This window comes from Iodobacter fluviatilis, from assembly GCF_004194535.1.
Taxonomy (GTDB): Bacteria; Pseudomonadota; Gammaproteobacteria; order Burkholderiales; family Chitinibacteraceae; genus Iodobacter; species Iodobacter fluviatilis_A.
Genome location: NZ_CP025781.1, coordinates 1,205,436 through 1,227,479, shown reverse-complemented (window position 1 = coordinate 1,227,479; position 22,044 = coordinate 1,205,436). Strand labels below are relative to the sequence as shown.

Genomic DNA, 22,044 nt, shown 5'->3' with positions numbered 1-22,044 from the left:
TTTAAATGTAACATAATTAATTGAGTAAACTGATAAGCGGGCAATGTTTTATTGCTATTTCGTGAAAGAAAAAAGAAGGATAGTTTTAGTTTTTCGTCAGAAAATGGCGATAAAAGAGAGCAAAAAAAAAGGCGATGGGGAATCGCCTTCTGTGGGATGTTAGCTAGAATGATTTTTTTTGTATCGCAGTGAGGCAATTAAGGAAACAATAATAAATATTGCGCCAATCAAGCCAGTAATAACCTCATGAATTTCATGGAAAGTGCCGATAAACATAATAAAAGCTAAGGCACCAATGGCATAAAAAGCACCGTGCTCTAAATATCTAAATTGATCCAAAGTACCTTTCTCTACAAACATAATCGTTAGGGATCGAACAAACATTGCGCCAATCCCTAGGCCAATTGCAATAATAAAAATATTATTAGATAAGGCAAATGCGCCAATGACACCATCAAAGCTAAAGCTAGCATCTAATACTTCTAAATACATAAATGCAGAAAAACCTGTTCTTACCACCACAGTTTGGCTGTGGTTTTCTTCGCTACCCAATAAAGCACCAAATCCATCCACAATGATATAGATAATAATTCCTGTAATGGCCGCTAGGATAAAATCGAGTTGGTTATGGAGAGCAAGTTGCGTGGAAATAAAGTAAACAATCGCTAAACAAATACCAATTTCAACCCCGCCCATTTTACCCATTTTAACTAAGGGTGATTCAAGAATAGGTAACCAATGCACTTCTTTATTTTGATCAAAAAAGAATTTTAAAAATACCAACATTAAAAAAGCGCCACCAAAACCTGCCACAATAATATGCGAAGAGGTTAATGTGGTTGCGTATTGTTCAGGTTGCTGGATAGCTAAGGTGAGCGCTGCCCAGGGGCTAAGCTGGGCAATCACCGCCACAATTAATACAGGGAAAATAACCCGCATACCAAATACGGCAATTAACATGCCCCAGGTCATAAATCGTCTACGCCAGACGGCATCCATATCTTTTAATACCGTGGCATTGACCACCGCATTATCAAAAGAAAGCGATACTTCTAATACCGATAAAATAGCGGCAATAAACATGGCCTTAGGGCCGCCTAAGGCGTAGGCGGCAGCCAAGCCCAGTAGCGTAATAATAAATGAGCTTTTAAAAAAGCGTAGGTGTGACAACATTGAGCGTCTCGGTATGTAAGGGTTCTGTATTTCAACTCCGATATTTTAACAAGTGCGTCATGGCTTCGGGTAATTAAGATCTTTCAGATTGGCGGGCGCTTTGTAAGTAAGTTAGATGGGGCAAAGTTTGGAGCGGGTTAAAAAGCGTAAGCCTTCTGATCCCTCTAAAGAAAACAGACCTTAGCAGCCTGTCGGACTTAAGCGATCGTAGCGAGGGAAAGACCGGTTTGAGACAGGTTTCGCGGGTTTTTGAGGCGAATAGCTGGCTATTCAACGAGAAAATGCGTGAAATATGGCCAAATCCGGCTTTTCCGTAGTAGATCAGTCTTAAGTCCGACAGGCTGCTAGCCCATGCTTAGAAAAATCCCAAGGCATCTGGGCTATAGCTCACTAATAAATTCTTGGTTTGCTGGTAATGATCGAGCATCATTTTGTGGTTTTCACGGCCAATCCCCGATTGTTTATAGCCACCGAATGCTGCATGAGCGGGGTAGGCGTGGTAGCAGTTAGTCCAAACGCGGCCCGCTTGAATTTCGCGCCCCATACGGTAAGCGGCATGGCTGTCACGGGTCCATAGGCCTGCGCCTAGGCCGTACAGCGTGTCGTTGGCGATTTCTAAGGCTTCGGTTTCATTCTTAAAAGTGGTGACTGAAACCACCGGCCCAAAGATCTCTTCTTGGAAAATCCGCATCTTATTGTGGCCTTGGAAGACGGTAGGCTGAATGTAATAGCCACCCGCCAGCTCCCCTGTCATTTGGGCGCGCGCGCCACCCGCCAATACTTTTGCACCTTCTTGACGGCCGATATCTAAGTAAGCGCTGATTTTTTCCATTTGCTCCATAGAAGATTGCGCGCCCAGCATGGTGCTGGCATCCAGCGGATTACCCTGCTTAATGGCGGCAACGCGGGTCAGTGCGCGGTCCATAAAGGCATCATAAATCGATTCGTGAACGAGGGCGCGGCTTGGGCTGGTGCAGACTTCGCCTTGGTTGAGGGCAAACATCACAAAGCCTTCGATGGCCTTATTAAAGAAGGCATCGTCGTGCTTCATCACATCGGGCATAAAGATATTGGGCGATTTGCCACCTAGTTCCAGCGTCACTGGAATCAGGTTTTGCGCCGCGTATTGCATGATCAAGCGGCCGGTGGTGGTTTCGCCCGTAAAGGCGATTTTGGCAATACGCGAGCTGGAGGCTAGTGGCTTGCCTGCTTCAAGTCCAAAGCCGTTCACGATATTGAGCACGCCTTTAGGTAGCAAATCGCCCATGACTTCCATGAGTAGCAAAATGCTGAGCGGGGTTTGTTCGGCGGGTTTGAGCACTACGCAATTGCCTGCCGCCAGCGCAGGAGCGAGCTTCCAAGTGGCCATCAAAATTGGGAAATTCCAAGGAATAATCTGCCCAACCACGCCTAGCGGTTCATGAAAATGATAGGCCACGGTATCGTTATCGATCTGGCCAATGCTGCCCTCCTGCGCGCGTATCGCCCCAGCAAAATAGCGGAAGTGATCGATGGCTAAGGGCAAATCGGCCGCGCGAGTTTCGCGGATGGGCTTGCCGTTATCCCAAGTTTCTACCGTGGCCAGCATGTCTAGATTAGCCTCGATACGGTCGGCAATTTTATTCAAAATATTGGCGCGTTCGGTGGTTGATGTTTTACCCCAAGCGTCTTTGGCTGCGTGGGCTGCGTCGAGCGCCATTTCGATGTCGCTGGCGTCTGAGCGGGGGATTTCGCAAATGACTTTACCGGTGATGGGGCTGACGTTTTCAAAATACTTCCCAGCCAGCGGTGCTTGCCATTCGCCATTGATATAGTTTGCGTAGCGCGTTTTTAATTGCAGTGGAAAACCATACTGACCTGGAATCAATGTGCTCATGCTGCTTCTCCGTTGGGTTTAGGGCTGCTGCCCCTGTCCACTGCTATTTAGCAGAAAGCATGCCTGCGTATGAGCATGCTGCGCTGCAATGTAAGTGAAAACTTTATGAAAGCTAATGAGCGCTGTTTAAATATTGCAATGCGGCATTTGTAAAAGCGGTAAATATTCGTATTTACAAGGGTTTAACGTATATTGTGGGGCAGATAAACCTTGCAAGTGTTGCAATTTGCAACAGTGGTTTGAACGCTTGCAACAAGGAGATCCCCCATGCCTAGTTCACTGCCCGCTCTAAGTACGCAAGCGCGCCGTCAGTTTTTTGAAGAAGGAGTTTGCCCAGCCAGCTTGCCGCAGCAGATTGCTGAATCTTGGTTGCGCTGCCGTCAGCAGGGATTGGCGGATGGGGGCTTTGATCCACTCGTAAGCGCCAATTTGCAGCAGGCGCTGCAGGCCAATGAGCATCTACTGCGGGTGGCTTTGCCAGAGCTGGATGGCGTATATGAGCAGGTGCTAGGTACGCAGAGCGTGGTGTTGCTTACCGATGCCACTGGCCTCATCTTGAATACCACCGGTAATCCGCAATTTATGAAAAAGGCCGAGCAAGTGGCGCTGCTGCCAGGCGTGAGCTGGGCTGAAGCCACTAAGGGCACCAATGCAATTGGCATGGCGCTGGCGCTAGGTGATTCGGTGGAGGTAAGGGGCGGTGAGCACTTCTTGGCACAAAATATCGGCATCTCTTGCTCAGCATCACCCGTATTTGCGCCCAATGGGCGACTGGCTGGGGTGCTGAATGTTTCGGGTGACGCCAGTTTGCATCATCTGCACGCTTTGGGCTTGGTGCGCCTTGCTGCGCAGCAGATTGAGCACCGTTGGCTGAGCTTGGCTGGGGATGAGCATTGGTTGCTGCGGCTGCACCCGCGCAACGCGTTACTTGGCTCGCCAAGGGAGGGGGTACTGAGTTTTGCTGGGGATATTCTGATTGCCGCCAATCGTGTGGCGCTACACTGGCTAGGTTTAAGCTGGCAAGACTTAGGCCGCAGCCGTTTTGCAGATTTATTTGATGCGGCTTTAAAACCCATCGCCGTGGCGCAGCAAATCTATACCCAGCGCGGCCAGCATTTTTATATCACCATTACCGCGCCTAAGGCCAAGCTCGCGATTCGCACCTTGATTGAGCCAGAGTTTAACGAGCAGAGCATGGTGCAGCCTTTTCAAAAACAATTAAATCAAGCGGTCAGGGTACTTAATGCTGGCGTGGCAGTACTGCTACAGGGCGAAACCGGTAGCGGTAAAGAGGTATTTGCCAGAGCGCTGCACCAAGCCAGCCAGCGCAGCAAAGGCCCGTTTGTGGCGATTAACTGCGCCGCCCTACCTGAATCCTTAATTGAATCTGAATTATTTGGCTATGAAGAGGGTGCGTTTACGGGAGCCAAGCGTAAAGGGCATCTGGGTAAATTACGCGAGGCCCATGGCGGCGTATTGCTGCTAGACGAGATCGGCGATATGCCGCTGGCTATGCAGGCGCGTTTACTGCGGGTGCTGCAGGAGCGTGAAGTCACCCCGTTGGGGGGCAGTCGGTCTTATAAAGTAGATTTCGCTATTGTTTGCGCCAGCCACCGCGATCTGCCTAAACGGGTGTCTGCAGGGGAGTTTAGGGCCGATTTATTCTATCGCCTGCAAGACTTTACCATGCGCCTTCCTCCGCTGCGCGAACACGCAAATTTGCTCGGTTTTATCTCTGGGCTTTGGCAAAATCTAGGAGGGGTAAAACGGCAGATTCGGCTGGAAGACGAGCTACTGGGGGCATTAAGCCGCTATCCTTGGCCTGGCAATGTAAGGCAGTTACTCAGCGTATTGAAAACCCTACTGGCGTTAGCTGACGATGGCGATAGTTTGGGCATCTGCGACTTGCCAGAGGCCTACCAAACGTCGGTCAGCAAAGCCTCCCTAGCCAGCAACAGCCAAGGGCTGATTGAACAAACTATTGCCCAGTTTGAAGGCAATATCAGTAAAGCCGCAGCTGCACTTGGTGTGGCGCGCAGCACGCTCTACCGGCGGCGGCGCAGCTTGGGTGTAGCTTAAACGATGGCATTCCTTCATTGATAAAACGATTCCTGCTTCAACGCCCGCACCTCTACTGATTCTGGGCGGGGGTGTTGATGACTGGCGTTGGGTCGGGCGCTGTTGTGGGAGTGGGTGAGCTACTTAAAGCATCTGCTGCTGCGCCACCCACGGCCACTGCGCCTTTTACTCCCGCTTTGCCCACATCGTAAGCCACTCCAACAGCGGTGGTGGTGAGGCTAACAGCGGCCGCGCCGACGGCCACTACGGCGCAGCCGCTTAGGCTAATGGCGAGCATGCTGAGTAAGATCAAAGCTTTCATTTACCCATTCCTCCTACTTGTTGCGCTAGATAGGTGGCGTAGTTATCGGTCATGCCGCCGATAAAATCCAGCACTCGGCTATAGCTCTCATAGAGCGGCCATTCTTTTTTAGGGGCGTTGTATTCCATTAAATCGAGGATTCGTTTCATTCTAAAGCTCAGTTGAGGCGATACTTTTTGTTGGTAGGCTGCGTTGCAAAAGGCACCCAGCAGAATATCTAAGCAGGTAAATGAGCCCACTTCAATTTCTATTTTGCGCCTTTCATTAAAAATACGATCACGGGCAAGCTGCTTGGCGGCGTTGATGCCGTCTTTCATACTGTTGGGGCAGGCGCTAAGTAAATCGCCCTTGAATTTGCCTTCCATAATCGTGGTGTATTGCTGCATAAAGGTTTCAGTGGCACTGAGTACGCAGCGTTCGATCGCTTTACCACGCAGCAGCGATATTTTGCGGCGAGTGGATGGCGCTGCTGCGATTTCTAGCTCCAGCAGGTCTTGCTGACCACCACAAATTTTAATTAAGAGCGGCTCGACTTGCTCGTAAGCCAGCATGCCAATTTCTATACCGTCTTCTAAATCTAAAATGGCGTAGCAAATATCGTCGGCGGCCTCCATCAAATAAGAGAGTGGATGGCGTGCCCAGCTGTTTTTATCGACCTTAGGTAGGCCTAATTCGATGGCAATTTCTTCTAAGATGTTTTTTTCAGATTGATAGCAGCTAAATTTGCCGCTGGGCGTGGCTTCACTGGATGTCCACGGGTATTTAAGCGTCGTGCCCAGCGTGGCGTAGGTTAGGCGCATGCCGCCTTCAAAACGGTGGTTTTCTAGCTGGGTGACTACTCTAAAACCTTGAGCATTGCCTTCAAATGTCATTAAATCGAGGCGCTCGTTGGCGCTTAGATTTTGTAGCAGATAGGCGTGTTGATCGCGGCAAAACCAATCGCGGATTGCGTATTCACCGGCATGGCCAAATGGCGGGTTGCCAATATCGTGGGCAAGGCAGGCAGCTTGCACAATCGCACCGATATCGTAAGCGTTAATATGCGGCGGCAGTGCGTATTGCAGCCTTTGCCCTACTAAAATACCCAAGCTGCGCCCCACGCAGCTCACCTCAATGGAGTGGGTGAGGCGGGTATGTACATGATCGTTTTCAGTTAGCGGGTGAACCTGAGTTTTGCGCCCTAAGCGGCGAAACGGAGAGGAAAAAACGATGCGGTCGTGGTCTTTATGAAAATCACTGCGCCCTGATTCGTGATCAAATAAATCATTACGTACTGCGCCAAGTCGCTCGGCGTTTAGGAGCTGTTGCCAGTTCATCATAGATGGGTCTCATTGGGCTATGTTCGTCTTAGAAAAACACTCCGTGATGATCTGAACGAGCCTTTTCCTTCGAGGAGGGGGGCTGGGGTCAGATTAAGTCCTGAAAGATGAGCTATGGCGTTAATTAGCGCGTCCTTAGGCTTACTCGTGATTTTGGTGTTTTTCGTGGACTATGTATTTTGATATTCGCTGCTTTGGTTGCAAGATAATATTGCAGTAAGTCATTGGCTGCGAGTGGGCGACTAAAATAATAGCCTTGAATCAGGTTACAGCCATAGGCGATTAGTTTTTCTGATGTGGCTTGATCTTCTACGCCCTCGGCCACCACGCTTAAATTGAGTGTGTGCGCTAAATTAATCACGCTTTCTACGATATGTGCGTCGGTGTCTGATTGAGTAATTGTGCGAATAAAGCTTTGGTCGATTTTTAGCTTATCAATTGGCAGGCGCTTTAAATAAGAAAGCGAGGCGTAACCCGTGCCAAAATCATCGAGGGCTAGCTTACAGCCTAGTTTCTTTAGCCCATACAAGCTACTGATGGTGGCTTCTAAATCCTCGATTGCGGCGGATTCGGTAATCTCAAAAATAATGCGATCGCCAGGGATATTCCATAGGCTAAGTGCGTTATCTACCTCTTGCGCTAAGCGCGAATCCAGTAGATTAGATGGGGTTAGATTAATACTTAAACTGCCCTTTAGCCCCGCTTGGCTAAGTAGGGAAAACTCGCGCAAAGCCGTATGAATTACCCAGCGGGTAAGCTGTGGCATCAGCCCGAGTTGCTCGGCCACTCGCACTGCTTCATCGGGGTGCACATAGCCTAGTTGCTCGTCTTGCCAGCGCAGTAGCGCTTCGGCTCCTTTATAAAGCACGCCATTGCTAAGCGGCTGTACCTGGGGTTGAAAAACCAGGTGAAAGCGATTGTTTGCCAGTGCTTCACGTAGGGGTTTTTCTAATTTGGCAAGCAGCAAGCCTTGGATATCTCGCTCGGCTTGATACACAGCGGGCTCTTCATTGCTGCATTGTTTGGCTGCCGCTTTGGCACAATGGATTAATTGTCTTAGATTTACGCCATGCACAGGCCATAGCGCAATGCCGATCCGTGGGCTTACTGAGTATTCTGTAAGGGATTGATTTAGCAGGGATTGTGCACGGTTAGCCGCTAAGAAAGCATGCCCTTCGCCTAGCATATTGGGCAAAATCATTAATACTCCCCCCTCGATAGGGAATACTTTGTCTTGCGGGCGCAGCATTTCATTTAGTAGTTTTATCGCGCTGGCTCTGAGCGATTCAAGATGATCAGCTTCTATAAAAAGTAGACCGATATTTCGCTCTGCTTGAGTATGTAGCTTGGCATTTTCTAAGCCTTGAGCGGGTGAATCTATTTGTAATGGCATGCGCGTTTGTAGCTGCTGAAGGGCTTTTTCTAGCTCGGCTAGGCTGAGGCGATTTATCAGCACTTCAGCGTCTGCAGGTAAATGGGGGAGTAATTGTTCTCGCCAACTTAAGATCATTAAGGTGGATTGGTTAAGGCCGTGTTGGCTAAGCTGCGGCCAAATGTTGATAGCTTCCCCCTTAAGAAGGGCTTGAAAGTAACTATCGTAGAGCGTGTCGTCTTGGGGATTTTCTTGACAATGTGTTTGGGCTTGCCTGCTTAGGGCTTGGCTTAATGAGTTCTGTGTACTGAGTTGATAGCAGGCAAGCAGGCTTAGGTCGCTGCTGTTGGCTAAGGGTGAGGTACTCATCCTTGAAAATACTCTCGTGGATTAATATTAAAACTACCCTGTGGCCACTCTTTGCGAATGCTGATTTCTTGCCCGGTACTGCTAGATGGATTAATCATTAAATCCAGCTGGCTAGGCCGTGCATGGGGTAGTTTATCTGGCCCTAAAATCAGTAATACCTTGGGCTTAAGCCGCCTACTGCGATTTTGCCCCGTCACAATCCCAATATCTCCACTGCTAAGCTCAACCAGGGCTCCCACCGGAAACACCCCAATGCATTGGGCAAATTGCTCAACCAAGGCGGGGTGGAAGGATTTATCGCTCCATTTATAAAGCAATTGCAAGGCGGCATGCGAGGTTTTCGTTTCGGCGTGAGAGCGATCGCTGGTCATGGCTGTAAAGCAATCTACAATACCGGCCATGCTAGAAAATAGCCCGATCTCTTCGCCTTTTAAACCGATAGGATAACCACTGCCATCTAAGCGCTCGTGATGGCGAGCCACCATATCGTAAACATCAAGTGGTACATCTTTAATCTGATTCAAGATATCTAAGCCATGCCATACGTGGGTTTTCATCATAGAAAACTCCTCTGGCGAGTAAGAGCCGTGGTGTTGTAATAGCGTTTTAGGCAATTTCATTTTGCCAATATCCAGCATAAATCCAGCAAATCCCAAAGTGTGTAAATCTTCGCGGGGATAGCCTAAGTGCCGACCAAAAGCCAGCATATAAACGGCGCTATCTAAGGCATGCTCGTAGGTGTAGCTGTTAGCGTTTTTGAGCTGGGATAGCCAAAGCAGTGCGCTGGGATTGCGGATAATCGAATCAACCATCTCACTGACTACAGTATTAATTGCCTCTGCACGCGGTTGTAAGTCTCTGCTGATTTCGGCCATGGAAATCGCAATCATATCGCTGGCAGAGCGGTGTATGGTTTTAGCCTGCTGCAGCTCTTGTTTGATGGGCTGGCTATCCGCATAAATAATAATTTGCGGCTCAACGTAGGGTGCATTCGCAGTCGTTGCTTTGTTTTGCGACCACTTGGCAAACAGCTGGCGTAATTCTTTGAGCAGCGTGATGTGCTCTTTGATTTCTACTGTTTGATATTGAATCTGCGGAAAGAGGGGGGGGCGCTAAATTTTTTTTCGGTCAAAAATCCCCAGCGCGCCACTCCGCCTGTGGAGCGCTCGATATCTACTGTCACAAACTGGCAGTATTCTTTGAGTTGCTCAAGCTGCTCAGCGCTTTCTAGCAAAAAACCTTCAATTAGAAAAGGCGTGTCAATCCAAGGGCGATCAAGTTCGCTAATAAATAAATCAGCTTGTAGCGCTGATACAGGTAGGCGTGTTTCCAATTGATTATGTCTTTATTGCTGACTCAGATGACCAGAAGCACTGAAATGTCGTTTTTTTAAAATTAATGACTGTCTTTTTATTGCCATTGATTATGTTTTTTGTAAGTAATAGATTTTTCAAACAAAGTTAAAGCCATATTGTAAGGGATTTACAATCCACTTAAGCCATTTCCTTATGGTTACATCTATCTTTTTATGCTTCATGTCAATAGCATTATGGTGGTAGTTTTTGTAATCGCCAATGGCAAAATGCACTTAATTCGCATGGTAAAAGGATTGCTAAATGACGTTATCAATGCATTTGCAGACACTTAATCAGCTTTTCTAATCGTTTTGCAGATTAACTGATGCATATAGAACGCATGAAATTAGCCTCCAAAAATTTCAAAAAATATCACAAAGGGCTGCTTGCTGCGCCCAATATTGGCCAAGTCTAGCAATCAAGGGGCTTGATGTGGGGCTATTTCCTTTGTAGCAGCAGCTCACTGCGGGTTGCTGATTACTCTGATCATTTGTTCTGTGTGAGCTTACGCCCTGTTTTTAGCTGGTCGACTAGCCAGTATTGAAAGGACTGAGTATGCATCTAAAGATCTTATCTGCTTTGGATATAAGCAATTATTACCGAGCAGGCGCATTAAATGTTCTGGGGACTAGCCCTCGATATTTGCATTTGGCTGTAGGCTATAAAACCAACATCACTGCGATGTTTTTGTTAAAATAGCGACCGTTTTTTTGTGAGAAGACTATGGCCCTGCTGGAGATCCGTGACGTCGTAAAAACTTTCGGCGATTTCACTGCTGTTAATCATGTGAACTTGTCGGTGGAAGCCGGTGAATTCTTTACCCTGCTTGGCCCCTCGGGCTGCGGCAAAACCACTTTATTACGGATGCTGGCCGGTTTTGAGCAGCCAGATTCTGGCGCAATTTTGCTTGATGGCAAAGACATGTCGAATGTGCCGCCAGAAAAGCGCCCAGTGCACACGGTGTTTCAGAGTTACGCGCTGTTTCCGCATATGAGCGTGGGCGACAATATCGCTTTTCCGCTGAAAATGGCCAAAGTCTCACCTGCAGAGATTAAATCCCGTGTGACCGAAATCTTAGAGGACGTGCGTTTGCAAGAGTTTTCGCATCGTTTTCCGCATGAACTATCTGGTGGCCAGCGCCAGCGCGTTGCCATTGCTCGCTCCCTAGTGAACCGCCCACGTCTCTTGCTGCTCGATGAGCCGCTCTCCGCGCTGGATGCCAAGCTGCGTGAACAAATGCAAATGGAATTAATTACACTGCAAAAAGAAGTCGGCGTGACCTTTGTGTATGTCACCCATGATCAAGGCGAAGCTTTGGCTTTATCACATCGGATTGCGGTAATGAATAAGGGACAAGTAGAGCAGCTGGATGCGCCTGAAGCTATTTATAGTTACCCCAAAAGCCGTTTTGTGGCCGATTTTATTGGCCAATGTAATTTGCTGGATGCCACGATCAAATCGATTAGCAATGAGCGCATGCAGGTAGAAATTGCTGGCGTAGGCATAGCTGAAACCTTGCCAGTGGCGGGGGCGGTGGTTGGGCAAACAGGTACGTTGAGCTTACGCCCAGAAAAAATAAAATTGGCGGCATCGCTTGATGTTGGCGATGCCGATGAGGTGCACTTCAAAGGCACGGTGCATAACTGCCTCTATCTGGGCGATGTCACTATGTATATCGTTAAGCTAGATAACGGCATGTTAGTAGAGGCCATGTTGCCAAATTCAGCCGCAGGGCGGGCTAAGTTCTTTGATGATAATGATGCAGTAGAGCTGGCTTGGCGTTACGACGCCGGCCACTTCTTGCTGTCTTAGGGGGCGATATGTCGAAAGTTAAATCGCTCAGTTTGGCGAAATGGTTGATTTCTGGCCCGCCGCTCTTATATTTAGTGATCTTTTTTGCCGTGCCAACGCTGATTATGATTTTTTCAGCGTTTCGTTTTCCGGGTGAGTATGGCGGCTTAATGCCGCTGGTAGATATCAATGCAGATACTGGTGCGCGTGAGCTACTCATTAATTGGCAAAATTGGCATGAGTTTCTAACTTTAGAAAACTTCACTCGCTTTTTTGAAGACGGCGTTTACGTTCAGTTATTTATTAAGTCGTTTTGGTATGCCGGATTAACCACCTTTTTTTGCATTATTTTGGCTTATCCATTGGCGTGGCTGATTGCCCGTAGCCCAAAAAAATACCGTGATTTATTAGTGCTATTAGTGATCTTGCCGTTTTGGAGTAATTTTTTGATCCGTGTGTATGCGTGGATGATTATTTTAGGGCCGCAGGGCTATTTTGCTATGACGGTGAATAGCGTATTGGCGTGGTTTGGTGTTGGCCCTCAGCAGTTTCTATTTACCCATTTTGCGGTGATTGTGGTGCTGGTCTATGTGCATCTGCCGTTTATGGTGTTGCCGCTCTATGCAAATTTAGAAAAACACGATATGGCCCTTTTAGATGCGGCGCAAGATTTGGGCGCGTCAGCTTGGCAACGTTTCTGGCGGATTACTTGGCCATTGTCTTTGCCTGGTATTTGGGCAGGTGCTGCTTTGGTGTTTATTCCCGCCTTAGGGATGTTTGCCGTGCCTGATTTGGTGGGAGGCACTGATGGGATTATGGTGGGTAATCTAATTAAGCAGCAGTTCTTAGATAGCCGAGATTGGCCATTTGGTTCTACCTTATCGATTATGCTCACTGCCACCGTATTGCTATTAGCATCCTTAGCGACCTTGATTAGCCGTGGGAGAAAAAAACATGACTAAGCAAAACAAATGGCTATGGTTAGCGGCTTTGTTCACCTATGCCTTTTTATATTTGCCACTGATTATTGTGGTGATGTATTCGTTTAATGATTCACGTCTTAATGCCGAGTGGGTAGGTTTTACCTTTAAGTGGTATCACATTTTGTTTAATGATGAGCAAATGCTGGTGGCTGCCCGCAATTCATTATTAATTGGTGTGGTAACGAGTTTTTTTTCCACTATATTTGGTACCTTGGCAGGTGTTGCCATGTACAAATATAAGCTGCGGCTTTTACCTGTTTTGGTGCTCACCCCGATCGCTATCCCAGAAATATTAATGGGCGTATCGCTGTTGATGTTTTTTGTTATGCTGAATATGACGCTGGGATTGTTCTCAGTTGCCTTAGCGCATATTGCATTTTGTATTGGTTTTGTGGCGATTGTGGTGCGCTCCCGTTTGCAAGGCATGGATGAATCCTTGCTAGAAGCCGCGCGCGATTTAGGTGCTACGCCGATACAGGCATTTAGGCTGATCACTATGCCCTTGATCATGCCAGGCATTATTGCGGGTGCATTGATGGCGTTTACATTATCTATTGATGATTTTGTGATCACGTTTTTTACTGCAGGCGCGGGTGCATCTACCTTGCCATTGCAAATTTATTCAATGATTAGAATTGCGGTAACCCCTGAGGTTAACGCTATTTCAACCTTATTAATGCTGCTAACTCTTGCTTTAATTTTGATTGCCAGCAAAGTAGCCCCAAGCGCTTTACGCGCTAAATAGTTCATCAGCGTTTGGTATTGATGGGCAATACCAAGCGCAACAGCATTTTGTACCTATAAACATAGATAACCAGCATAAGGGTTCCTTTGTTTTTAGAGTGCCTTAAGATTTAGGGCATAATCGCACTGCTTTTTTATTCAACCGCTTTGGAGTGTTTGAGACATGAAGAAATTATTATTCACGCTGCTATTGGCTGCCAATATGGCAAATGCTGATGAAGTGCTCCACGTTTACAACTGGAACAATTATATTGCGCCAGAAACGGTAAAACGCTTCGAAGCAGACTGTAAATGCCGTGTGGTGCAAGATTATTACGGTGCAATGGAAGAAATGCTGGCTAAGCTTTCCGCCGGTGCCAAGGGCTACGATGTGGTTGTGCCCACTGGCTTTGCAATGCCGCCTTTGATTAAACAAGGCATGGTGCAGCCACTAGATAAAAGCAAGTTGGCGAATGTTAAAAATGTAAATCCAGTTTTTTTAAATAGCCAGTTTGATCCGGGCAATAAGTTCTCCCTACCGTATTCATTCACTACTACCTTGCTGGGTTTTAATCAGACTAAGCTTAAAGAGCTAGGTGTTGAGTCTAATTCTTGGGCCCTTATTTTTGATACCGCTATTTTGGCAAAAATTAAAGGCAAAGTAACCGTGCTGGATGATGCTAATGAGCTATTTGCTGCATCCTTAATGTATAACGGTTTTTCTGCTAACTCGACCAATCCAGCTGAGTGGAAAAAAGCCCAAGAAACCATTATTAAAGCAAAGCCATTTTGGGCTGCGTTTAATTCGCAAAGTTATATTAAAGAATTAACGCTGGGCAATATCTGGGTAGCACACGGTTATTCTAGTGATATGTTTCAAGCGGCCGCAGATGCTAAAACAGTCAAGCGCGCCTTTACCGTGAGCTATGGTTTGCAAAAAGAAGGTAATACCCTCTCTGTTGATAATATGATGATGCTTAAATCAGCGCCTCGCCCTGATTTGGCGCTGAAATTTATTAACTTTATGATGGAAGGCAAAAACTCAAGCGAGCTGACCAATATGGTGGGCACGGGTAATCCTAATTCGGCTGCTGCCCCGTTTGTTAATGCTGAAATTAAAAAGAATACCGCAGTATTTCCTGATGAAGCCGCTTTAAAAAAACTGCAGCAGCTCAAGCCATTGGATGCGAAACAGCGCCGCGATTTAGGCCGTTTGTGGACGCAAGTTAAAACCTCTAAATAGGCGGCAGGGTGTTTGGGCACCCAAGCCTGTCATCTCAGCTTTTGTAGGGTGGGCAAGGTTGATTGCCTTGGTCTGCCCTATATATTGCTTCTTATCCTTAAATTACTCGGATCTGTTGACATTCGATTCATGGCTCCGTGTAATGTGAATCAAGCGTCAATCCACCCTAAGGCTGGCCTTGCTTAGCTAATGCGAAACATATCCTTTAATATCAGCTACTTGGCTCGTCGCATTACCCCATCGCGGGTGCCGCGCTACGTGTTTTTTTGCAGCGTGCTGGTGATTTTGGTGGTGAGCCTGTATCCCTTTACTGGCTGGCGTTTTACTGGGGAGCCCATCTGGGCTTTCTATGCCTATCCTCTGCCTTACTATTTCACTTTTTTTGATAACAGCATTAATGTGCTGGCCTATATGCCGCTGGGCTTTAGTCTGGCCATTTCATTAAAAAATAATCGTTTAGGGCCATTGCTGGCGCAATTTTCGGGCGTGCTTTTATCTTGTATGGTGGAATTCACCCAGCAGTTTTTACCTGGCCGAGTGGCATCAAACCTAGATATTTTAAGTAATAGTTTTGGTGCTTTTTTGGGCGTGCTCTTGGCTATGATTTTAGGCAATCGCTATTGGCAAACGCGCTGCTTAGCGGCTCGGCACGCTTGGTTTGCTCCCGGGCCAGCCGTGGAATGGGGTGTCACTTGGTTGGTGCTGTGGTTTCTCACCCAGATGGATCCATCGCAACCCTTTTTGGGCGTGGTGGTTGAATCGCCAGGCTTGCCACAGCCATTTGAATCGCCAATGGAAAACGCCAAGCTATTTTTGCGCCTATTAGAAGGTGGCGGCATGATGCTGCACTTTTTGGGTGTCGCGCTATTTGTTTCGGTGCTGATGCGTCACACGCGGCAAAGCCCCGCCGCGATTCGCTTTACTCTACTGACGGCTTTATTACTTAAGCTTGGGTTTGCTGGGGTTTTGCTTAAGCCTGCACAGTTTTTTGCTTGGCTGAATTTTAATATCTTCGTGGGTGGATTATTAGGCACGCTGGCTTTGCTGCTGCTATGGCGTTTAAATCGTGGCCTAAGAGCCTTGTTGGGGGCGCTCGCTTTGGCGGCCACTTTGGTGATCGGCTGGTTTTGGCCCTTGGTGCCACAGCTGGCGGCAACCCTACCGCTGTTTCGTTGGCACTATGGCCATCTTTTACACTTTAATGGCCTATCCGCGGTGATTAGTGATGTATGGCCTTATGGCGCAATCGCCTTGCTACTATGGCTAGCCGCTCGCCCTCCCCGCGAAGAGTCTTGGTAGAGGTTTGAGCTTGACTTGGCTTCAAGTAGAAGATTCTGCTCATTACTATTCCTGCGCATTTTTATTATATTTTTCAAATTAACTTTCTTTTCTTTACCTCATTTTTGCATCTGAGGTAGGCCACTAAATGTGGACACCTTCAATGGAGATAAAATCGTCTCTGGAGGTAAGCCACAGGGCAGCCTTTACATCACTGTATTTCATTAACGCCGTGCAGCCCCAAAAATGGGCTAAACCCGAAGGGCTGAGCCGGAAAATGGCCATTCACTGCGTGATGCTCCTCGACAATAACCTGTTATTACCTTCGTCAAATGCCTTGTGCCTAGCAGCCTGTCGGACTTAGCATCAGTCAGCTGCAAAATCACCTGATCGGCCTATATTTCACCAGATTTTTGACCAATAACTCGTTATTGGCGCTGCAAATCCGGCAAAATCTGGTCTCGATCATGCGATTTTTCGCTTCGACCGTCTAAGTCTGACAGGCTGCTAGATGATTAAAACCATAGGCCCCTGAAATTGCGCCGCATAAGAAGGCCAATACCCAGTTATCTGCAAGCCCAGAAAGAATCCGCCAAAAAACACACCGCTGAATGGGGGCAAATATTCGTCATTTCCTCATGAGTTATTTTAGGGCAGCCAGCTCTGGCTTAACGGCGTCTCATCGCGGGTTCCAGAATTCAATTTTTGCAGGCGCTCCTCATAAGCTGTCCTGACCGGCTCAGGAACTCCTAGTACTGGGGGCGGTAATGACTCTAATGGTTGGGTTGTATTGTCATTCATTTCGGCGGCTATTTTATCAATAAATCTTTGGCGATCAAGGCGGCGCAAGCCAATTACCTCGTCGATAAACCCACTTGCTTCAGCGTTGCCTACGTTTGGATATCTATCTGCAATACCTGCGCGGAGCATGGTGCGATTATCGGTGGTAAAATTATTATCGCCATTGGCTACATAGGCTGGCATTAGCCCTGATAAGGCAGCAACAGAGGCCTTGATCGTGCCTAACTGCGGAGACACGATAACCGATGCCACCTCGGTCAAGGTTTGATTTTCTACCTCTGCGGCAACCCCACGCAGGTTGCCTTTTTTCGTGTTTGCTTGTTGTTGAAAGTAGTCACGGGCTGTCAAATAATCCTTTACTTGATGTTGCAATACCTGCATATCAGGCGATTGAATGCCATCCTCTTGCATTGTTTGCAATTGAGCCTGGATTTGTAGTGAAGGTGCCTCATCTAATAACAGGTGTGACAACACTTGTGCATGGTTACCAGGCAGTTTGGTCAATTGCTCAAATACTCGGTCTGCTGCATGGTCTAGGTAACTATGCGAGACATTGCTCGCTAACTGCGCAACTGCGGCGCCGATAATGATCAAACCGCTACTGCTGTTCGTTCCACGGCTTTGTAAGCCCAAGATCGTCTTAAATGGCTGGTCGCTATAGACTTGGTCGTAATCATAAACAGGCTCCAGCTGCTGAAGCAGGTCCCAAGCATTGCACCAGCGCTTCCTGGCTTATGAATGTCTTGCCCCAAAGCATAAACGTAGTAGTCCGCCTCCAAGGAGTGGCATGCTTCTTCGATGTCTTGTCCTGGCGAGGTGTAGTCTAGGCGCAATGCAGGCCCGAACGCTTGCTTTGTTGGATGTATGTCGAGTGAATCCACTTTATACAAGGCACTTTGAGCTAAAGCGGGTGCAAACTTCAGGTGGTTTCCATCTAGCAGCAACGGGTTGGTGCTGCGTGTAAACCACACGACATTGGCCTCCAGCTCTCCCGCGCGTTCAACCGCGTCAATCCCCGCGTTGGGGCCATGTATCACGACTGTTTTTCCTGCGAACCGCGAGGGATCAACATCTGTCATACGCATAAACTCATCAAGATCCAAGACCTTGCCAAGCAAGGCTTCCTGTTCATGAAGCTTGATATTGTCTAGTCGTTTTTCTGCTTGGGTGTGTGGTGTCGCACTGTTCCAGATGCTGGTATGTTGCCCGGCACCAGAGCCCAATACAACTTGCCAACTGTCTATAACCTGACCATTGTCCAAGACGATTCGGAAGCATCCATCATCCAGTCGCTTAATGCTCGTTACCAGCAGCTCCAAGTGCTCTGCGCCCAACTCTACTGCTTGTGTTAATTGTAATTGGTTACTTTTGGAGAACTCGTCACGATCAGCATAACTGGGATCATATGCTGGCACCTGCTGTCCCCATTGACTGACAAGTTCGATTTGATGATTAAGATAGCCTTGGCCACGAACATTTGCGACCCAAGCGTCCTCCTTGCCAACAATACTGACTTTTCCTGAAAATGGTGAAGTTTCTCTGTCTTGCGCAAAACGGCCATTAAGTTCATTAAGCAGATAGGCCACACTACTACCTACCCCAATGAGTGTTAGTTCTCGTACTCGATGTGGGTCCAGCGGTTTATTGGTGTTGCTGATAGCATGGCTGCTTGCACTTTGAGCCTGTACGGTAGTGGCAGAACCCATTGCTGCGGGTTGCATATGATGTAAATTGTTTCCAATACGCATTGTAGTGATCCTCTTAAAGGGAGAACTCAATAAGTAAGTGCAACGGCGATGCTGGTCACAGAATGGGTGAAATGAAGTACATTTCTCTGCTATTTGACCGGCAAGTCAGGAGCACAAAGTCAAGTCACTGTAGTAGCTCATTACACTGATTTTCTGAATATTTCGGGGCTTGATTTTCTCAGAAAATCTATTTAAAAACGGCATCTCATAAGCTGCGCACCTCAGAGTAGCGGCCATCCACGGCTATGCCACTACATGCTCACCTTGCGGATGTTTACTGCGCCGCAGCCGGTAAGCATCCCATGCTTTTTCATGAAAAAAATAGGCAACGGTATTGACCATAGGCTCAATTAAGGCCAGAAAACCAGCCATGCCGATACTGCCTGTGATCAGATAGGCCACACTAAAAGCGACGCTAAAGTGCACCATCGCAAAAGTAATTGTCTTTGCCATGTTTTAATCCTCTTTATGTAAAATCATTCATACAAATGATATTCATTCCTATTGCTAAGTACCAATTGAATATTTATACTATTTTGATAGTAAAAATCTATCAAATTTTTATATTGGTAGTTTTTTATTATACAAAGAAGGGCAAGACCCCCACTGCCAGCCTTCATAATCCCCTTCATATGAATCACCACTCCCCACACATGAAAATCATCCACACCTCGGACTGGCATCTTGGCCAGCACTTTATGGGTAAGACGCGCCAAGCTGAGCATCAGTCTTTTTTAGACTGGCTGCTGGCCGCTGCGTCCACTCACAATGCCGATGCTATCTTGGTGGCTGGGGATATTTTTGATACCGGCTCGCCGCCCAGCTATGCCCGTGTGCTTTACAACCACTTTATTGTGGCCCTCAGCAAAACAGGCACGAGGCTGATTATTCTGGGTGGGAATCATGACTCGGTAGCCACCTTAGGCGAAAGCAAATCGCTGCTCGCGGAGCTCAACACCAGTGTAATTCCTGGCGTGGCAGCGGATGCTGGTGAGCAGGTTTTGTTGTTCAAGCAAAAAGACGGCAGCGCTGGGGCGGTGCTATGTGCGATTCCCTTTATCCGCGCGCGCGATGTGCAGCAAAGCGTGGCGGGGCAAAGCAGCGATGAAAAGCAGCTTAGCTTGCAAGCAGGTATTTTTCAGCACTACCAAATGCTGTATCAGCGGGCCTTGGATACGCGCATGGCGCTTGGCTTGCCACAGCTGCCCATTATCGCCACCGGCCATCTCACCACGGTTGGCGCAAGCGCCAGTGAATCGGTACGGGAGATTTATGTTGGCGCGCTGGAAGCCTTCCCTACCAGTGCTTTTCCACCTGCTGACTATATTGCGCTGGGGCATATTCATCGCCCGCAAAAAGTCGGTGGCTTTGTGCATATCCGCTACTGCGGCTCGCCGATTCCACTGAGCTTTGATGAAGCAAAATAAAGCAAAATAACTAGGGTCAGAGTAAAGTTAAATCCGCTTTCTTTGGCTCTAAGAGCATTAAGCATAGTAGGATTTAATTTTGTTCTGACCCCAGTTATATTGAATAGCTAGCTATTCGCCTCAAAAACCCACGAAATCTGTCTCAAACCGGTCTTTCCCTCGCTACGATCGCTTAAGTCCGACAGGCTGCTAGGTCAAGCTGCTTAAAAATCTTCAACCATCGGTCCAACAGAAAGAATCGCTAAGATCAGCGCTAAAAAAATGGTGGAGCTAAAGCCTAGATGATTAAAACCATAGGCCCCAGAAATTGCGCCGCATAAGAAGGCCAATACCAAGCTAGATTGCACTTTTAAATGTTTGCGATCGCATAAAACTTTTATCTCATCAGGGGCATTAAGATTGCGGTTCCAGTACAAAAGCCGCCCTAGCTCTATGCTGATATCGGTAATCAAGCCGGTAAGGTGGGTGGTGCGGATGACTGCCTTAGAAATCTTAGTAATGATGGCGTTTTGCAGCCCCATGATGTAGCAAAGCAGCAGTACGGTGAGCGGAACAAGGCTGTTTGAGTGCGAATCAAGCTGGCCGCCCAATAAACCAAAACACAGTAAAAGTAATGATTCTAGCAATAGCGGTAGTGCATATAGGCTGCGTCTATCACGGCGGCGCGCCCAGTTAATCAATAGGGAGGAGGTGATGGCTCCAGCCATAAACATTAACACGCTAGCCAGAGCCCCAAACATCAAAGAGACATTGCCCAATACCCAGTTATCCGCAAGCCCAGAAAGAATCCCCGTCATATGCGATGTGTATTGCCCTACCGCCAAAAAACCGCCTGCATTCGTTGCACCTGCAACAAAACAGAGGGTGACGCCAAGATGAATATTATTGCGTTCGGTACGCTCTGGAGCAGTGAGCTCACGCAAATAGTGAAAGGGCATGACGGATCACAAATGCTGGCGAAGCCTTGATTGTACTCGCTTTTATATCCCCGATATTTTGCCAACATTACTCTTGCTTACTTGTTTTTTTAAGGGGATGCATGACAGGGCCAATTAATCTATAGCGTGTTTTGTTATATATAAGTTATTTAATATTTCTTCTTGATAAATAGATGCCTTACTAGAATCCAGACAGATCAAGGCGTTAGCCGATAATAAATGAATGCAATTTAAAATATCACAGGTAAATACCATGAAAAACACTTTAGTTATTAGCGTGCTCGCTGCTTTATTAGCCACTGGTTTTGCACAAGCTGTAGAAAAGCTGACCATTGCCGCCACTGCGGTTCCTCACGCAGAAATCTTAGAATTGATTAAGCCTCTTTTAGCTAAAGAAGGCGTGGATTTACAAATTAAAGTATTTACTGATTACGTACAGCCAAACTTGCAAGTTGATCAAAAAAATATCGATGCAAATTACTTTCAGACTAAGCCTTATTTAGATAACTTTAACAAAGGCAAGGGCACTCATTTGGTGATTGTAACGGGTGTGCACGTAGAGCCATTTGGTGCGTATTCGCATAAATATAAATCATTAAAAGATTTGCCCATTGGCGCAACGGTGGCTATTCCAAACGAAGGTAGCAATAGCGGCCGTGCTTTATTACTGTTACAAAAATCTGGCGTGATTAAGCTAAAAGACCCAACCAATGCACTCTCAACGCCTAAAGATATCAGCGAAAACCCAAAGAAATTAAAGTTTAAAGAATTAGACGCAGCCATGTTAGCGCGTGTGCTGGATCAAGTTGATTTGGCTTTGATTAATACTAATTACGCTTTAGAAGCCAAACTTAATCCGGTTAAAGATTCTTTAGCCCTAGAAGATCGCAGCTCGCCCTATGTGAATTACCTTGTAGCACGCCCAGATAATAAAGACAGCGTGGCGATTAAAAAACTAGCAGCGGCATTAACGAGTCAGCAAGTTAAAACCTATATTGAGGGTAAATATGCGGGTGCTGTTGTTCCAGCGTTTTAATGGCAAGAAACAGCAGTAGCAAGGACACCACCGCTCAAACCAAATCGCCAAAGCAAGAGCCTAGCCCCATCTGCATTGCAGGGCTAGCAGCCTGTCGGGCTTAAGACTGATCTACTACGGAAAAGCCGGATTTGGCCATATTTCACGCATTTTCTTGTTGAATAGCCAGCTATTCACCTCAAAAACCCACGAAATCTGTCTCAAACCGGTCTTTCCCTCGTTACGATCGCTT

General features: G+C 47.2%; 19 protein-coding genes. 8 read left to right on the top strand and 11 right to left on the bottom strand.

Going from position 1 to position 22,044, the window contains the following annotated elements; genetic code table 11:
- Positions 1 to 159: 159 nt before the first annotated feature.
- Both C1H71_RS05320 and adh read right to left on the bottom strand, forming a co-directional pair.
- Positions 160 to 1,173 (bottom strand): DUF475 domain-containing protein, encoded by a 1,014-nt coding sequence (locus tag C1H71_RS05320; protein ID WP_130105643.1) that lies wholly within the window; start codon positions 1,171 to 1,173, stop codon positions 160 to 162.
- Between the two features lie 355 nt (positions 1,174 to 1,528).
- Positions 1,529 to 3,049 (bottom strand): aldehyde dehydrogenase, encoded by a 1,521-nt coding sequence (adh, locus tag C1H71_RS05315; protein WP_130105642.1) that lies wholly within the window; start codon positions 3,047 to 3,049, stop codon positions 1,529 to 1,531.
- A gap of 267 nt (positions 3,050 to 3,316) precedes the next feature.
- Between adh and C1H71_RS05310 the strand changes: the two genes are divergently transcribed.
- Positions 3,317 to 5,128: a sigma-54-dependent Fis family transcriptional regulator gene (locus tag C1H71_RS05310; protein ID WP_130105641.1), complete on the top strand. Its 1,812-nt coding sequence runs from the start codon at positions 3,317 to 3,319 to the stop codon at positions 5,126 to 5,128.
- A 52-nt stretch (positions 5,129 to 5,180) separates the two neighbouring features.
- On the opposite strand, the gene C1H71_RS05305 is transcribed toward C1H71_RS05310, so the two are convergent.
- The 5 genes from C1H71_RS05305 to C1H71_RS05285 form a co-directional block, all read right to left on the bottom strand.
- Positions 5,181 to 5,429: a hypothetical protein gene (locus C1H71_RS05305; RefSeq protein WP_130105640.1), complete on the bottom strand. Its 249-nt coding sequence runs from the start codon at positions 5,427 to 5,429 to the stop codon at positions 5,181 to 5,183.
- Positions 5,426 to 6,748 (bottom strand): deoxyguanosinetriphosphate triphosphohydrolase, encoded by a 1,323-nt coding sequence (locus C1H71_RS05300; RefSeq protein ID WP_130105639.1) that lies wholly within the window; start codon positions 6,746 to 6,748, stop codon positions 5,426 to 5,428. The genes C1H71_RS05305 and C1H71_RS05300 overlap by 4 nt, the downstream gene beginning before the upstream one ends.
- Positions 6,749 to 6,872: 124 nt before the next feature.
- Positions 6,873 to 8,489 (bottom strand): bifunctional diguanylate cyclase/phosphodiesterase, encoded by a 1,617-nt coding sequence (locus tag C1H71_RS05295; protein ID WP_130105638.1) that lies wholly within the window; start codon positions 8,487 to 8,489, stop codon positions 6,873 to 6,875.
- Positions 8,486 to 9,379, bottom strand: a complete 894-nt coding sequence (locus C1H71_RS05290; RefSeq protein WP_130105637.1) for an HD-GYP domain-containing protein — start codon at positions 9,377 to 9,379, stop codon at positions 8,486 to 8,488. Before C1H71_RS05290 ends, C1H71_RS05295 begins: the two co-directional genes overlap by 4 nt.
- A 182-nt stretch (positions 9,380 to 9,561) precedes the next feature.
- Positions 9,562 to 9,822: a DUF3391 domain-containing protein gene (locus C1H71_RS05285; protein ID WP_130105636.1), complete on the bottom strand. Its 261-nt coding sequence runs from the start codon at positions 9,820 to 9,822 to the stop codon at positions 9,562 to 9,564.
- Positions 9,823 to 10,567: 745 nt separating this feature from the next.
- On the opposite strand from C1H71_RS05285, the gene C1H71_RS05280 reads away from it, so the two are divergent.
- The 5 genes from C1H71_RS05280 (at position 10,568) to C1H71_RS05260 (ending at position 15,883) form a co-directional block, all read left to right on the top strand.
- Positions 10,568 to 11,656 carry an ABC transporter ATP-binding protein gene (locus C1H71_RS05280; RefSeq protein ID WP_130105635.1) on the top strand — a complete coding sequence of 363 codons (1,089 nt, stop codon included), beginning with the start codon at positions 10,568 to 10,570 and terminating at the stop codon, positions 11,654 to 11,656.
- 8 nt (positions 11,657 to 11,664) lie between these two features.
- Positions 11,665 to 12,597, top strand: a complete 933-nt coding sequence (locus C1H71_RS05275; RefSeq protein ID WP_130105634.1) for an ABC transporter permease — start codon at positions 11,665 to 11,667, stop codon at positions 12,595 to 12,597.
- Positions 12,590 to 13,363, top strand: a complete 774-nt coding sequence (locus tag C1H71_RS05270; RefSeq protein ID WP_130105633.1) for an ABC transporter permease — start codon at positions 12,590 to 12,592, stop codon at positions 13,361 to 13,363. The genes C1H71_RS05275 and C1H71_RS05270 overlap by 8 nt, the downstream gene beginning before the upstream one ends.
- Positions 13,364 to 13,525: 162 nt before the next feature.
- The gene (locus C1H71_RS05265; protein WP_130105632.1) at positions 13,526 to 14,584 is read left to right on the top strand and encodes a polyamine ABC transporter substrate-binding protein; all 1,059 of its coding nucleotides are present in this window, start codon (positions 13,526 to 13,528) and stop codon (positions 14,582 to 14,584) included.
- Positions 14,585 to 14,773: 189 nt separating this feature from the next.
- Positions 14,774 to 15,883, top strand: a complete 1,110-nt coding sequence (locus tag C1H71_RS05260; protein ID WP_130105631.1) for a VanZ family protein — start codon at positions 14,774 to 14,776, stop codon at positions 15,881 to 15,883.
- 627 nt (positions 15,884 to 16,510) lie between these two features.
- Here the strand turns inward: C1H71_RS05260 and C1H71_RS21775 are convergent.
- The 3 genes from C1H71_RS21775 to C1H71_RS05250 all read right to left on the bottom strand — a co-directional run bounded on the left by C1H71_RS21775 (position 16,511) and on the right by C1H71_RS05250 (position 18,864).
- Positions 16,511 to 17,257 carry a hypothetical protein gene (locus tag C1H71_RS21775; RefSeq protein WP_308418301.1) on the bottom strand — a complete coding sequence of 249 codons (747 nt, stop codon included), beginning with the start codon at positions 17,255 to 17,257 and terminating at the stop codon, positions 16,511 to 16,513.
- Complete coding sequence (locus C1H71_RS21770; protein ID WP_308418300.1) at positions 17,254 to 18,411, bottom strand: hypothetical protein; 1,158 nt, start codon at positions 18,409 to 18,411, stop codon at positions 17,254 to 17,256. The genes C1H71_RS21775 and C1H71_RS21770 overlap by 4 nt, the downstream gene beginning before the upstream one ends.
- A 243-nt stretch (positions 18,412 to 18,654) precedes the next feature.
- Positions 18,655 to 18,864 (bottom strand): DUF2061 domain-containing protein, encoded by a 210-nt coding sequence (locus C1H71_RS05250; protein ID WP_130105630.1) that lies wholly within the window; start codon positions 18,862 to 18,864, stop codon positions 18,655 to 18,657.
- A 200-nt stretch (positions 18,865 to 19,064) separates the two neighbouring features.
- On the opposite strand from C1H71_RS05250, the gene sbcD reads away from it, so the two are divergent.
- A complete protein-coding gene (gene sbcD / locus C1H71_RS05245; protein ID WP_130105629.1) occupies positions 19,065 to 19,838 on the top strand; it encodes an exonuclease subunit SbcD in 774 nt (257 codons plus the stop codon).
- A 203-nt stretch (positions 19,839 to 20,041) separates the two neighbouring features.
- On the opposite strand, the gene C1H71_RS05240 is transcribed toward sbcD, so the two are convergent.
- Positions 20,042 to 20,776 carry a YoaK family protein gene (locus tag C1H71_RS05240; RefSeq protein ID WP_130105628.1) on the bottom strand — a complete coding sequence of 245 codons (735 nt, stop codon included), beginning with the start codon at positions 20,774 to 20,776 and terminating at the stop codon, positions 20,042 to 20,044.
- Positions 20,777 to 21,029: 253 nt separating this feature from the next.
- Here C1H71_RS05240 and C1H71_RS05235 point away from each other — a divergent pair, with 253 nt between their 5' ends.
- On the top strand, positions 21,030 to 21,812 hold the full coding sequence (locus tag C1H71_RS05235; protein ID WP_130105627.1) for a MetQ/NlpA family ABC transporter substrate-binding protein: 783 nt from the start codon (positions 21,030 to 21,032) through the stop codon (positions 21,810 to 21,812).
- The last annotated feature ends 232 nt before the right edge of the window (positions 21,813 to 22,044 follow it).